A 14505-nucleotide genomic window follows, 5' to 3' on the forward strand; every position below is an offset into this window, starting at 1 on the left:
GACAGACCGGGCGTCCCTTTCCTGAGCGAACGGATCGTTCATCGCCTTGGGTGCGCTGAACGATCCGTTCGCACCGGGTGGTGGGTGGGAAGTGCACCGGGTGTGGGTGGGAAGTGCACCGGGTGGTGGGTGGGAAGTGCACCAGGTGGTGTGGAAATACAACTGTGGCCCCACCTCCAGAGGTGGGGCCACAGCAGAGACGACGGAACTCAGTAGTCGCGAACCTTCAAGCCGGGATTGACGGCCAGGATGTCCTTGATCGGTGTTGCGTACTGCGTCGGCGCAGCCTGTCCGAACAAGGCCGCAGCCCGGGCTACCTCGCATAGCGAGGAAGTGGCGACGTTGGAGGCGCTGGTGATGCCAAGTGCTCGGGTGCCGGTCACGATCGGGCCACCGCTGTCGCCTTGGAGAACGCAGATGTCGGTGGTGAACAGGTTGACCAGTTCCTGGCCTTCGACACGCGCTATCCGGTCGACGCTGGTGACGATGCCGCAGCTGTACCCGGTCGTTGATCCAGCCTTGCATGCCGGTGCGCCGACGACGGGGTCGGCCACGCCGTCGATGTTGACCGACCGGTTGAACGGAACGCGGATGCTGTTGTTGTCGAAACGATATTTCGCGTTGTCGTCGATATTGATGATCGAGTAGTCCTGCTGGTCGAACCGGCTCTTCGCGAAGTAGCCGACCCGGGGTCCGGGTTGGTTGTTGACGAGAGGGAAGACTTCGCCGGCAGATTCGGTTCCGGCACCCGCGCGGTTGGGATCGCAATGGCCGGCGCTGATGTTGACTGTGCGGCCGGATGCGTCGGTTCCGTTGAATCCGAAAGAGCACTTGAATCCGAAGTAGCCGGACATTGCGTTGTAGCCGTCGCCGCCGAGTGCAGCGTCGCCGGTTGCGGATCCGGTGGCGGGGATCAGGTCGGCGAGGATCGGCGGAACCGTGATCGGGGCTGCGGTGTGGACGACTGTCGACTTCAGGAAGTCCGGCAGCGCCAGTCCGGCGGTGGTGTCGGCAGTAAGTGCGATGCCGTTTCCGACTACGTCGATGGCGATTCCGCGAACAAGATCAGCCACACCGGAAGGCTGCGAGTCGAGCCAGTCGTTGAGGGCAGATATTTCGGTGCGCAACGATGTTTCACTCTGTGCGACATCCTGGACCGTGAAGCCTGCCTTCTCAGCGGCTGTTCGCGCGTCGGCTTTGTTCGGTCCGTCGGCCAATGCGACTATGGCCTGTCCGACCTCATTGAGCCACACTCCACCGAATGCATCGGGGAATTGGACCCGCGCGATTGTGGCGAACTCGGCGAGTTTCTGCGCCAGTTCGGACCGTGACACATACTCGGCCGGCGTCAGCGCCAGATCGTGCTGGAGTGCCTCGGCGAGTTCGACCGGCAGATGCGCAGCCTGATCGGATACGCCGGACGCAGTCGGTTCTGCATTCGCAACGGCGGTAATCGGTCCGAGGAGCAGCAGCGCGGCCGAGCCGAACACTGCGGCGCGACGTGCGATGGAGCTTCGCATGAGGGCCTTTCCGCTTCGTTGACCGCGTACCACCCCCCTGGGAGTACGCGGATACGGCCCGCCGGAGTGGCGAGCCGTATCGCAGTCGTCCATGACTATATGGGTTCGCCGCCGCGAATCCCACCAGTTACAGGGGTGAGTTTATGTAGGTCAGTTGACCGTGCGGACCCGGATTCCGGATCCGACGCCACCACCGGAGGCTGCGTCGGCGGCCTTCATGATGTCGTCGACAGGGATTCCGAGGTTGGAGGTTCCGCCCGATGTCGCGAGTACGAGATTCGCTTCGTTGCAGCTCGGGGCGCCGCTGCTGTTGGAACCACTGGTGATGCCGAGTGCCAGGGTTCCGGTGACGATGGCGCCGCCACTGTCCCCGGCAAGGGTGCAGGCTGTTCCATAGAATCCTCGAACTGTCCGTGAATCGCCGTCCGTAACGATGAGTTGGGATTCGACGCGGTCCGCCGCGACGATTCCGCAGGTGAACGACGACGTCTGACCGGACTTGCAGATTGGTGCACCGACTACGGGGCGTGCCGTTCCCGTGATTTCGAGGGTGGTGCCGCTGGCGCCGCGCACGGAGGGGCGATCGAGCCCGGCATCGACACCGGCCTTGTTGAACTTGATGACGGAATAGTCGAGCGCTGCTGCGTCCTTGCCGACCGAAGACTGAGCGAAATTACCCACCTGGACGCTGTCGTCGACGTTCGCCCGGTTGGGGAGGTAGACGGGCGAGGGTGTTCCCTCGGCCGGATTGCAGTGTCCTGCACTGATATTGAGTGCATTGTTCTGACTGTCGACGGCGTTGAACCCGAAGGAGCACACCGAGATGTTCTCGGTGGCGGTCTCGCGGATCGGGCCCGACGACGTGATGTAAGTGTCGCCACCGAGCGGGCGCGAATCGACTGCACCGCCGCCGTCCGGACTGAGCCTGATCTTGGTGTTCTCGAGCAAAGTGGGCAGGTCGAGTGCCTTGCCGACGGGACTGTTGGCGACGTCGATGACTACCCGGTTGTTCAGTACGTCGATCGACGCGGAGTTGATCGCCATCGCGATGTCGCCGGGCAATGCCGCGATCCACCCGTTCGCGTCGGCCAGAGCCTTTTCAAGACTGTCGGCGGATACGGGCGCTACATGCGTACGAAAACCATCCGATGCTGCAACGCGCGCTGCTTCGGTGGTGGTGACCGACACAACAGGCTGACCGTCAAGGCCCATCCATGAGCCGGCGTAGTCGCTTGGTCGTTCGGATTTGAAGCTTGCTGCGTACGCTCCGAGTTCTTGAGCCTTGGCAGCGCGATCGAGATACTCCTGAGGGGAGATCTTCAGATCACGGGTGATGGCTTCGACCAGTTCTGTGGGTAGCTGATCTGCAGAGAGCTGCTCGACCCGCGAATCAGGGTTTGGCTCCGCTGACGCTGTAGCCGAAAATGTTGTTGCGAGTGGAACTGCGAGCAGAAGTGCCGAGGCGCCGACCAAGGCAGTACGGATCGCCGACGAGTTACGCATGAATTCCCTTCGAGTCTCCGGCTGTGGAGCCGGATGGTACCGCCCCACCATAGGTGAAAGTGCCGACACGGCGGGAAGTGACCTAGAAGGTAATGCGTAGTACGCGCAGCTAGTTGGGCATATCGGGGCGAGGGGCAGGCTCGCTGGCGGGTAGCTCTGGGCGAGGGCTGTCGACGTCGTCGGTCGGTGATGCGGTAGGTCCCGGATCGGTGGTGCCGGGAATGATGACGCCGGGAATGATGACGCCGGGAATGACGGTGCCGGGATAGATCAGGTCTGAAGGGTTGTTGCCCGTGCCGAAATCCCCTCGTGTCGGCAACTCGGGCTTCACCACCTGAGTGCTGTTTTCCACAGTCGGGACTTGCTCGAACTCGTCGACCAGATGACTGTCCGGTGTGTCGGTCCACTGACCTTCAGTGGGGTTCATGCTCGGTGGAACCGTAGTGGCCGGGACACCGGTAGGGAATTGAATCGGGACTTCGCGCGGAGTGACGGAAATTTTCGCCTCGTCGATCGCTTCAGTACGGACGGCCACTGTGCCGTCACGAATTTCCGGGATCTGTGTTGTCGGGGTGTATCCGATGAAAATCGCTACAGCGCACCCCGCCGCGGTGAGCAGACCGGCAACGGACGCGGCGATGACGAGCGGCCGTCGACTCGGGCGTGCCTCGGAAAGCTCGACAGGTTCGGCTTCGATCGGAATATCGGAAAGCTGTTCGACGGGCGCTTTCACGTCTGAATCAGTCACGTCTGAATCGGCTACGTCTGAAAGAGGAATGCCTGAAACGGGTAGGGCCAATATTGCAGCTCCGCGCGCGGCACACTCACCTGTACTCGTGTACGGATCCGAATCGCATGCACCGAGGGCGTCGGATTGCGGTATCAGTTCGACATGGTCGAGATCCATGTTGTCGAGCGCGATCCGCAGTAGCTGGACCGATGCGGGTGTGAAATTCGGTGGAATTGCGGCAATCACGGAGAGTGGCTGGTTGGTGAACTCGTGTACTTCCTGAACCAGGCAGTACACGGCAGTGGCGACCAAATCTTCGCCGCGGGTCCGGTGCGTAGAGGTTGTGGTGTCACTGTCTGAGGAAACCTTGTCGAGGAACCGTCGTACGCCCGGCGAATTGGTCTCGACTTCGCCTAGTTGGATGGTGCCGTCCGGTGCATGATGCAGCACGGATTCATGTTCGATGACTACCGGTGCGGCGTCGGGCGCTGCGATAACCGCAGTGCAATACGTGTTGCCGACGTAGAGTCCGACTCCCCAGTTCACAACTCTCGACCCCTCAGTTACCGATTCAAAACCTCGAAAAATTCCGTTCTTGGTGTGGAAACTACCACTATCGAGGCATCGATCGTCGAGATAGGCAATATTCAGCTAATAGTTGGATGTAGAGTAATCATGGTTCGAAGGATGACCATCAGGTCGGACCGTGACTGTGCGTCGACCTTCCGTTTGATTCGGGCAACGTGGTGTTCGACGGTCTTCGCGGATATGTAGAGGCGTTCGCCGATCTCCCGGTAGGTGAGGCCGAGAACGACAAGTTCGGCAACTTCCTGCTCACGCTCGGTCAACACCGACGGTGGCGCGACTGTGCCGGAGGATTCGAACCCGTCAGTTCGGTCGATCGACGATTCGATGCGCAGTGAGCGGGCCACGTGGAGCAGTGCAGTGGCCGATTTTGTATCGGGTGCGCGCAGTGCCGCTTCGCCGGCCAAGCGCGCTGCATCCCACGGCAGGCCGATCCGCTTCAATCCTCGCGCAGCAGACTCGACCTCGTCGGCGTCGACCATTCCCTGCATAAGGAGTAGCCATTGACGGCCGGCGTTTGCCAATCCGGCTGCGTACGTATGGGTTTTGGCCGATTCGGTCAGGGTGCGGGCGTGGGGAAGTAGGTCTGCCGGGGACTGTGACAGGATCGCAGCTTGGACGCCGTACCAGTGGAACGGCGAAGACCACAGCGGAGGTTCGCCGAGGGTGCGAAGTAGTGAACGGGCATCGTCGACGAGGTGCTCGATGGGCTCGCATTCGTCGAGACGTACTGCTGCGAGCCATAATTCACCGATCGGCATTAATGCGAAGAGATCGACATTGCAGGCAGACAATGTGTGCTCGGCGCTGGACCAGGCTCGGCGCAATTGAGCGAGGTCGCCGGACCGTCGGGCGACGCCCACGATCAATGCCTGTAGGAAAAGTGCGTCACGTTCGCGTAGTGGACCGGTCACTATCTCCTTCGGCAACTTCTCGAGGACGTTGTCATGACCGCTCAGCATGGCGATCCACGCGCTGAGGATGTGATGACGTGCCCAGGTGTGACTGTTGGCATCGTCGATTGCGATCGCTGCACTGATGGCGGACGCAGCACGCTCGGGCGCGCCGTTGTGCAGAAGCGCTAGAGCGACGAGGGCTGGGGCTGAATCAGGTTGGAAGACAGAGCTGTCGGTTCCTCCTGGCAAGGCCAGGGCGCGCGACATCGTGTTGAGCGCAATCGGTGCAACTCCGGTGATCGATTGAATCAGTCCGTCAGCCAGCGTGGTTGCGCCGACGGTGATGCTGGACGGTGATCCCGTGCCGTTGGCGAGTGCAGCGATCGCCTCGTCCAACTGTCCGGTTCCGAGGAAAGTGATAGCGGCGAAGGCGGACTCGGCTCCGAGGCGGTCGGGGCCGAGCCAGGAATACAGATCAGCGGCAACTCGGAGTTGGCCGCAGGCTGCTGATGCACCAGCGCGGATCCGCACTGCTCCAGCCAATGACGCACAGTCGGCGGTGCCTTGTAGGTTGGTAAGGGCATCAGTGAGGACGGAATCTGCCAGGCGGCAAGCGTTATCGAGGTTTCCGCTGCGCGCCGCAACCTGTGCGTATCTCAGTGTGTCTGCGACGTTCAGATCCTCGACCGACTGCACCCGACGAAACAAGTCGGCGGCAGTCTCTGCTGTGGAGTTGTCGATGTTTTCTCGGAAGTAATTGGTGAGGCCCTTGTGTCGCACACCCGAATCGAACAGTCGTGTCGCGGTGTCCATGTCGAGTGTCCCGGCTTTGATGCGCAGATCGACAATTTTGACCAGTTCTGTGCGGATTCGTCCGGCATTTGTCGATTCTGCAAGTGCATCGGCAATGATCGGTGACTGTGACGCGAATAGTCCGGTGCTCACAGCTCTGTCGAATGCGACTGTGAGAGTGTCTCTTTCCTGATCGAAATGGAGTTCATGCACATCGACGTCCGAAATAGCGAGTGAGATTTTCACGATGTCGCGTTCGAGTGGAGGGAGCGCGGTCACCTGGTGGAGAAAGTGAGTTCGCAACACCTCGCTCATATCGCTGCTGTTCGCCGGAGCTGATTCGAAGTACGCTTCCAGCGATCCGAATGAACCGGCGGACAACAGTTCCAGCTGGGTCAGAGTCGTGTCGTCGATGGCAACACCACGCTCTGCGGCAAGGTTTCGGATGGTCGAATGATTTGCCGGGGACAGATGCAGGACTGTCCCGGTCGTCGAAATATCGGAGTGGGTGGGACCGAGCGCTGGAGTGACGCGACCGGAGGCGATCACGATCCCGATGTCGTTGCAGTGCAGCAGGTTCGTCAGAATTTGCAGTTCGGTAGGGGACAAGATCTGAGCGTCGTTGATCAGTACGACGCAATTGTGAGGAGGGGAACTCGGCGGGGCGAGTCCCGTCAGCGACGTGATGACAGTTCTGCCACTAGCGGTGATTCTGTTGACCAAGGCTGCTGTCAGGTGAGGTCGAGCCGTTGCATCGTTGCCGACGACGAAGAGTCGCAGGGATGTGTCGAGAACGTCAATGCGTCGGAGAAGGTCAGTGACATAAAAAGGTTCGTTTTCCAGGCGCTGGTTCGGCATACCGGCCCCGATCAGCGGTTCGGTATGACAGCGCCGACAACGCCGCCGACGAGGCCGCCGACACCTCCGAGTACTCCGCCGACCGCATTGCCGGCGCCGTCGACTACCGCGCCCAGGCCGTTGCCGACGCCGGTCGCAGCGTCGCCGACAGCATTCCCCGCGTCGCCGGTCTGACCGCCAGGAGTCGGGGCTGGAGCCGGTGCCGGAACGGGTGCGGGAGCTGGCGCCGGTACTCCTACGGGAGCGCCGGATGCCGGTGCGGAAACCCCGGGAGTTCCGGGTGCGGGCGCAGATCCCGGGGGAGCCACGGGAGCAGCGACTCCGGCGCCCGTTGCCACGCCGGACTGCGAGGCCGGCGATCCAGCTTGTCCGACCTGAGCGTTGCTGCCGGGCGCAACGGCGTCGGAACCGCCAATCACACTGTTACCGAGGCGTTCACCAGGGGGAAGATTGGATACCGTCGAACCGGTTGGTGCGGGAATTTCGCTCGTCGTGTCTGCGGAACTGGACGGAACGTCGATCTTGTCCATGGCCGTTCCGATGCCGAGTCCGCCGGCGGCCAGAACGATGAACGCGCCCACGACCGCAGCGATGACACCGACACGTGAAGAACGGCGTGTGGTCGAATCTTCCGCAGTAGGTGCGGTAATCAACGGCGTCGAGAAGGCGGGAACCGGAGCCGGGTTGCGAACCGGGAGTAGTGGGACACGTGTTGCGGCGGTCTTCGTGGCCGAGAGAAGTTCGACAGCGATGATCGCGGCGCCCACTGCTGCGCATGATCCCGGATCTGCAGCGGCGATCAGCGGAACACGCAATTCCGATGACAACAGTTCGGCGACAAGGGGAATGGCCGAGCTTCCGCCGGCAAGTACGACGTGATTGATGTCGCTCGACTCGACGCCGGCGCAGCGCAGGCTCTCTCTCACCAGTGCCACTGATTCGGTGAGCGCAGGCCGGATCAAATCCTCGAGTTCCGATCGGACCAGGCGAATGTCCTGGGATTTGCCGGGAAGCTCTACGTGGACAACGGTTTCGGTATCCGTCGACAGCTGTTCCTTTGCCTGACGTGCACGAGTACGCAAGACCTCGAGGGCTGAGATTGTCTCGGGGGCGAAGGCGTCGAGTGTTCGGAAATGGTCGGCGACTGAGCCGAGGAGGTGCACGGTGACGGCGTGGTCGAATTCGTCTCCACCGATGTCTGCGCTGCGGAGAGGCTTACCGAAGACAGTGCTTCTTCCGTCAGCAGTGGACATCATGGTGACGTCGAGCGAACAGCCACCGAGGTCGTAGATCACGGTGAGTCCGTCCGGTACTGCGTTTCCGGAATCGCGAAACCACGTCATGACAGCTTCGGGTTCGGAGATAAAACCCACTCCAGGGATGCCTTTGGCGTCCAACGCCGATTCCAGCGTGAGAGTCGTGTGGCGATTCCAACCCACGGGATGGGCGACGACGACGCTGTCGAATGTTTCGCCGTCGCTTCTGGCGGCGTCGACAAGGCGGCTGATCGCTGACGCTGTGAGATCCTCGCCGCGGTGCTCACTGCCATCGGCGGCAAGAATGGCGACCGAGTCGCCGACGCGGTCGATAAATCCGGTAATCCTTGCGCCGTCGGCTGTGTTTACCGCACTTGGGCAGTGCACCGGTTCGCGTGTTTCTCCGGCCGCATCCGCGGCGACCGCTACGAGAGTGGCAGAACCGATACCGATGCCGAGGCCTGCAGTCGAAAGTGAGCTCGCCTGGTCGTGGTCCATGAACGAACTCCCCTGATCGCGGGCGACAGAATTAGACAGATGACTTGTCGCGGTTGTCTGCGATGTCGGTTTTGTGACCAACTTCGTTACCGGGTCGGCGGTGTTTTCCCGAAGTAGGGGACCGAGCCCCTAATCGGGCCGGATCCCCTAACGCGGCCGACGATTGACGATGGGGGATTTCCCCGTCGGGCCCTCGGAAGGAGGGGGATGCACCCCGTTGGCCCCGGGCTCGGAAGTTCGTAGCGTTGATTCCAATCGCTCCACCTATCAGCGCACCAGTCGCCGAACTTTCAGGAGAAATGTCATGGCAACGAACGCCGTACTCGAATTCATCCTCGGGCTTCTTCGTGACGACGAGGCCGCCGCCAACTACTGCGCAAACCCGACTGCTGCGCTCAACGCTGCAGGCTTATGCGATGTGAGCCATGCAGACATCGTTGCCGTTGCTCCATTGGTCGCCGAGTCCGGTCTCTTCGTCGGCGGAGCCGCAGGACTGTCCACAATCGTCAATGCCGGTTCCGCTGCTGCCGGAGCAGTCGGCGGCGGCTTGGGTATCGGCGGCGGACTTGCCGGTGGTCTCGGTGGAAGCCTCGGCGGCAGTCTGGGTCTTGGCGCCGGTGCCGGCCTGGGACTCGGCGGGGCCTTCGGCGGGCAGTTCGACTTCGTCGGCGATTTTGCGGGCGCGCTCAGTGCCGCTCTCGCCATCGGCGGCGACATCAGTGCAGACCTCGGAGCGGCATTCGGTGCTGTGATCGATGCGGGGCTGGGCCTGGGCGGCGCGCTAGACCTTTCGGGAGCTCTGGGTCTGGGTACTGCGCTCAGCGCGGCGCTGGGCGGTGCACTTGGGGTGAGCGGCGGACTCACTACGGAGTTGGGGGCCGCTCTCGATGCGGCAATCAACGCAGCCGGCGGCTTGGACTTGAGCGCAGGTCTCAGTGGAGCACTCGCGCCGGTCTTTGCGATCGGCGGAGACCTCGGCGCTGATCTGGGACTGGCACTCGGCGGTCTTCTCGGTGCCGGCGCAGACCTGAGCGGACTCCTCGCCATCGGCGGCGAGCTCGGTGCGAGCCTGGCCGGTGCACTGGAATCTGCCCTGGCACTAGGTGGCAGCCTCGATCTAGCCGGCTCTCTGACCGCAGATCTCAGCACGGCATTGTCCGGTGCACTCAGCGCCGGAGGAACAATCGGAGCCGACCTCGGCGCATCGCTCGGCGGCGTTCTCGGGGCTCTCACCGATGTGAGCGCACTGACCGACATTGCCGGCAGCATTGATCTAAGTGCAGCCCTGAGCGGCGCTCTCGGCGGTGCTCTCGGGGTTGGCGGAAGCCTCGAAACCACCCTCGCCGGTGCGCTCGACACGGCTCTCGGCCTGGGCGGCGGTGTCGACCTGGACGCAGTTCTGGGTGGCAGCGCAGACCTCGGTGCACAGCTCAGTGCCGCTCTGTCCGGCGCTTTGGGCGCGGGTGGTTCGGTGGGTACGGACCTTGGTGGCGCACTCGGCGGAATGCTCGGCAGCTCGCTGGACGTCAACGGAAGTTTGGGCGGCGACCTCACCGCAGCCTTGGCCGGCGGAGCGAATCTGTCGACAGCGCTGGAAGGTGTTCTGGACTCCGTACTTGGCGCCGACGCCGGTCTCGCCGGTGGGTTCGGCGGTGCGCTGGATGCAGCGCTCGGTGGTTCGCTGGACGCAGTGCTCGGCGGCACCGGCAGTCTCGGTTCGATCGGATCCGTCGATACGGATCTTGGTGCGGCACTGGGAGGCGCAGGCTCACTCGGAACGTCGCTCGACAGCGTGCTCGGTGCACAGGGATCACTGGGCGGTGCGCTTGATGCAGCCCTGAACGCCGGTGGAATCGGCACCGGTCCCATTGCCGCAGACCTGCCCAACGTCGATCTCGGTTCAGTGAACGTGGGTTCGATCGCAGCTGATCTCCCGTCCGTGGACTTCGGCAGTATCGGCGCCGACGGACTGAGCTTCGGTTCGGTGACCGGAGATCTGGGGGCCTCGACAGCCGCGGACGCGGCATTGGCATCAACAGCAGGACTCGACGCGGCAACTCATGTGGTGGCCGGTCTGGGTAGCTCGGTCGGCGGTGCTGTCGATGGGGGCAGTGCCGCCGATTTGGGTGGCTCTCTCAGTGGTGCGGCCAGCGCAATGTCCGGTCTCACGAGTTCGTTGAGCGGTGCGCTGAACCCGTGGACGTCGATTGACGCTGCCGACGCGTTCGGCGCGGGATCGAGTAGTTCGATGGGGGCCGACTCTTCGCATTCGCTGTTTGCCGGCGATTCGATCACGGCACCGGTCGAGCACATCGACCCCGTCGCGATCATCGATCACCTGCAGCCCTGATCAGCGGGGAACTAAGTTGGTCAAAACGACCTGATGTAACAAATCCGGCCCTGCACGCGTTATGCGTGCAGGGCCGAATATTCGAGTCGGGAAGAATTGCGGGTCAACGTAGCTCATGAGTACTTCAGCGGGTCAGGTAAGCATCCGGAAAGCGCGCGGCGTTTCGGCGACGGCGGCATTGCTCGATCGAACAGTGGCAGTCGCAAAGGACTTCGGACGTTCCGATCTGGTGCGACGCCTCGAGAATGCGCAGGTGCGAGTCAGCGATCCGCGTATTCGCATCGTGGTCGTCGGCCCCCTCAAACAGGGCAAGAGCCAGTTCGTCAATTCATTGCTCGGCATCGACGTGTGTTCAGTGGGTGACGACGAGACTACTGCTGTGGCCACCGTCGTCCAGTATGCGGAAACGGCGGGCGCCGAACTGATTCTCGCCGACCCGGGCGCCGCGCCCATTCGTGTGCCACTGCCGCTGGACGAACTGATGGGAATCACGCCGGCCACGGTGAGAGCTGAAGGACGAGAGGTTCTTCGCGTGGAGGTCGGCGTTCCCAGTCCACTGTTGGCGGATGGCCTGGTGCTTATCGATACTCCGGGTGTGGGTGGCCACGGAAATCCTCATGCCGCAGGAACATTGGGTCTGATCACGGCCGCCGACGCGGTACTGATTCTTTCGGATTCGAGCCAGGAGTTCACCGAGCCCGAATTGGGATTCATTCGTCAGGTGATGAACCTGTGTCCGGCTGTTGCAGGTTTGATCAGCAAGACGGACCTGTACCCGCATTGGCGTCAGATTCTCGATGCGGATCGCGGGCACCTGCAGCGAGCGGGCCTCGACCTGCCGCTCATCCCGATCTCGTCAGTTCTCCGCTCTCACGCATTGCGTTTGGGGGACAAGGAACTGGAGGCAGAATCCGGATTCATGGATCTCTATCAGTTCTTGCGCGACAACGTGGTTGCTCGCGCAGAAACGAATACCCGCCGCGCTGTCGCAATGGATGTGAGATCCGCTGCCGCGCACCTGTCATTGGAAATGGGCAGTGAGCTTGCGGCGCTGAAGGATCCGGCTACCGCCGCTGCAGCAGTGGCCGGACTTCACCGGGCGAGGGCGGCAGCCGAGGAGCTTCATAAGAAGACGTCGCTGTGGCAACAGAGTCTCGGCGACGGCATCACCGATCTTGCGGCAGATATTGATCACGACCTCCGGGATCGTCTGCGCCGAGTTACGCGGCAGGCCGAGGAGACGGTGGACGAGGGTGACCCGGGCAAGGACTGGGACATGGTGGGCGAGTGGCTCGAACAGGAGATTGCCACCGCGATCGGTGACAACTTCGTGTGGGCGCACGAGCGGGCTCTGTGGTTGGCAGAAGTTGTGGCGCAACACTTTGCCGACACCGGCGATGTCGCGCTACCGCACCTCGACGTCGCCGACACCGACGGATTTCTGGAACCGGTCGGGGCGTTGTCGGATCTCGAATCGGGCCACATCGGCATCACCCAGAAGGTGTTGGTGGGCATGCGCGGCTCGTACGGCGGCGTGCTGATGTTCGGCCTGATCACCACGATGATGGGCATGGCGTTGGTCAATCCGATCTCGATCGGTGCCGGAGTTCTTCTGGGTACCAAGGCTTATCGTGAGGACAAGCAGGCCCAGGTGGTCAAGCGTCGGGCCGAGGCCAAAAATGCGATTCGCCGGTTCGCCGATGACGTCAGCTTCCAGGTCGGCAAGGAATCGAAAGACAGATTGCGATTGGTGCAGCGACTTCTGCGAGATCACTTCACCGATATCGCTGAGCAGGCACTGCGCTCGATCAACGAATCGCTTCGGGCTACTCAGGAAGCGACCCAATTGGAATCGAGTGAGCATGCCACGCGGATCAGGCAATTGGAGACAGACATGCGCGTCGTAGCTGAATTGGATTCGATTGCAACAACATTGACAGTTGCGGACAAGCGGAACGTGGCGGTCGAAGCATGAGCGCAATCAGTGCTGTGGAGTCAGTGCATACGCTGATCGCGCAGGCCCGAGAACTGTACGCGGACCAACCTCAGACACGTAGTCAACTGGAAGTGTGTGCGGCCCGACTCGACGAGCCTCTGCGAGTGGCATTGGCAGGTTCTTTGAAGGCAGGTAAGTCGACTCTTCTCAATTCACTTGTCGGGCAAGATATTGCACCCACAGATGCCACGGAATGTACTCGTGTTGTCACGTGGTATCGCAACGGCACCACGCCACAGGTGACGGCAACGGCCGAAGACGGTGACACTTTCAACGTCCCGGTGACACGGCGCGACGGCAGACTCACCTTCGATCTGGGGGAGCGCACGGCTGACTCCGTCGATCGTATCGACGTCGACTGGCCGTCGACTGCTTTGGTTCGTACGACGATCATCGACACTCCGGGGACGTCATCGTTGTCGACAGAGGTGTCGGCTCGAACCTGGAACATGCTTGTACCCGAAGGCGGTGCACCCGGCGCAGATGCCGTCGTATATCTGTTGCGGGCGTTGAACGCGAGCGACATGCAGTTTCTCGGGCGGATCGCCGATCATGTCGGCGGCGAATCCGGACCGCTCGGAGTGGTCGGCGTTCTTTCTCGCGCCGACGAGGTGGGCGCCGGACGGATGGATGCGTTGACGTCCGCCAAGGATGTTGCTGCCCGGTTCGCCGAGGAACTCGAGCGAACCGGATTGTGTCAGTCGGTTGTTCCGGTAGCGGGATTGCTGGCGCTGGCCGCGCGGACGATGAGGCAGAGCGAGTTCGCGGCACTCTCCGCGCTCGCCGAGGTTCCGGCCGACGATCTCAGTCTCGCGCTCCTGTCAGCGGATCGCTTTGCCAAGGCGGACAGTCCACTACCCGTCGGCGCCGCGATGCGAGCGCAACTTGCAGATCGATTCGGGCTGTTCGGAATTCGGCTCGCGGTAACGTCGATAAAGTTGGGCGCCACGGACTCTCCGACTTTGGCAGCAGAGCTGCTCGAACGTAGTGGGCTCGAGGAGTTGCTTCAGGTGATCGACGTTCAGTTCGGGCAACGGGCTGATCAGCTCAAGGCACACACCGCCTTGGTGACGCTGGTGCGAATCCTCGAGAGCAATCCACTCGCGGGTTCGGATTCGGTCGTGGAAGCGGCGCAGGGTCTACTTGCCGACGTCCACGGTTTCCATGAACTGCGACTGTTGGGACGACTCCGTTCCGTGCGTACGGACTTGCCCTCGGAGGATCTGGCGCAGTTGCAGCGACTGATCGGCGGCTACGGAATCAGAGTGAACGATCGACTGGGTTCCGAACCGGATGGATGCGTCGACGACCAGCGAGCGAAAGCGGTAAGTGCAGCGCGCCATTGGCGTGAATTGTCGACGCACCCACTCTTCGATCGCTTCACTGCCCGCGCCTGTCTGGTTGCGGCGCGCAGTGCCGAGGGGATTTTGGCGGAAATCGTGGCCGAATAGATCGCCGTTCAGCCGGCGCGACGTTGCCGACGGCTCTATGTTGAGACCGGAATGATCCGGACAGAACGCC

8 protein-coding genes are annotated in these 14505 nt (G+C 62.1%); 3 read left to right on the forward strand and 5 right to left on the reverse strand.

The genetic code is table 11. From position 1 onward, the window contains the following. Nucleotides 1-209 precede the first annotated feature (209 nt). From QM600_RS07520 to QM600_RS07540, 5 genes are all read right to left on the reverse strand, one after another. Nucleotides 210-1520 (reverse strand): S1 family peptidase, encoded by a 1311-nt coding sequence (locus QM600_RS07520; protein ID WP_283260836.1) that lies wholly within the window; start codon nucleotides 1518-1520, stop codon nucleotides 210-212. Between the two features lie 150 nt (nucleotides 1521-1670). After that, nucleotides 1671-3023 (reverse strand): S1 family peptidase, encoded by a 1353-nt coding sequence (locus QM600_RS07525; RefSeq protein ID WP_283260837.1) that lies wholly within the window; start codon nucleotides 3021-3023, stop codon nucleotides 1671-1673. Nucleotides 3024-3132: 109 nt separating this feature from the next. Beyond that, on the reverse strand, nucleotides 3133-4299 hold the full coding sequence (locus QM600_RS07530; protein WP_283260838.1) for a hypothetical protein: 1167 nt from the start codon (nucleotides 4297-4299) through the stop codon (nucleotides 3133-3135). Nucleotides 4300-4400: 101 nt separating this feature from the next. After that, a complete protein-coding gene (locus QM600_RS07535; RefSeq protein ID WP_283260839.1) occupies nucleotides 4401-6884 on the reverse strand; it encodes a helix-turn-helix transcriptional regulator in 2484 nt (827 codons plus the stop codon). Between the two features lie 11 nt (nucleotides 6885-6895). Further along, on the reverse strand, nucleotides 6896-8638 hold the full coding sequence (locus QM600_RS07540; RefSeq protein WP_283260840.1) for an Hsp70 family protein: 1743 nt from the start codon (nucleotides 8636-8638) through the stop codon (nucleotides 6896-6898). A 304-nt stretch (nucleotides 8639-8942) separates the two neighbouring features. Here QM600_RS07540 and QM600_RS07545 point away from each other — a divergent pair, with 304 nt between their 5' ends. From QM600_RS07545 to QM600_RS07555, 3 genes are all read left to right on the forward strand, one after another. After that, the gene (locus QM600_RS07545) at nucleotides 8943-10988 is read left to right on the forward strand and encodes an IniB N-terminal domain-containing protein (protein WP_283260841.1); all 2046 of its coding nucleotides are present in this window, start codon (nucleotides 8943-8945) and stop codon (nucleotides 10986-10988) included. Nucleotides 10989-11103: 115 nt separating this feature from the next. Continuing rightward, on the forward strand, nucleotides 11104-12963 hold the full coding sequence (locus tag QM600_RS07550) for a dynamin family protein (protein WP_283260842.1): 1860 nt from the start codon (nucleotides 11104-11106) through the stop codon (nucleotides 12961-12963). Beyond that, complete coding sequence (locus QM600_RS07555) at nucleotides 12960-14435, forward strand: dynamin family protein (RefSeq protein WP_283260843.1); 1476 nt, start codon at nucleotides 12960-12962, stop codon at nucleotides 14433-14435. Before QM600_RS07550 ends, QM600_RS07555 begins: the two co-directional genes overlap by 4 nt. Nucleotides 14436-14505: the final 70 nt, after the last annotated feature.

Origin of the sequence: Rhodococcus sp. IEGM 1379 (assembly GCF_030056815.1) — a bacterium.
Taxonomy (GTDB): domain Bacteria; phylum Actinomycetota; class Actinomycetes; order Mycobacteriales; family Mycobacteriaceae; genus Rhodococcus_F.

Bases quoted from the DNA above. Each gene is read 5' to 3' on its own strand.
- QM600_RS07540 (WP_283260840.1), bottom strand. From the start codon at position 8,638: ATGGACCACGACCAGGCGAGCTCACTTTCGACTGCAGGCCTCGGCATC.
- QM600_RS07525 (WP_283260837.1), bottom strand. From the start codon at position 3,023: ATGCGTAACTCGTCGGCGATCCGTACTGCCTTGGTCGGCGCCTCGGCA.
- QM600_RS07555 (WP_283260843.1), top strand. From the start codon at position 12,960: ATGAGCGCAATCAGTGCTGTGGAGTCAGTGCATACGCTGATCGCGCAG.
- QM600_RS07535 (WP_283260839.1), bottom strand. From the start codon at position 6,884: ATGCCGAACCAGCGCCTGGAAAACGAACCTTTTTATGTCACTGACCTT.
- QM600_RS07545 (WP_283260841.1), top strand. From the start codon at position 8,943: ATGGCAACGAACGCCGTACTCGAATTCATCCTCGGGCTTCTTCGTGAC.
- QM600_RS07520 (WP_283260836.1), bottom strand. From the start codon at position 1,520: ATGCGAAGCTCCATCGCACGTCGCGCCGCAGTGTTCGGCTCGGCCGCG.
- QM600_RS07550 (WP_283260842.1), top strand. From the start codon at position 11,104: ATGAGTACTTCAGCGGGTCAGGTAAGCATCCGGAAAGCGCGCGGCGTT.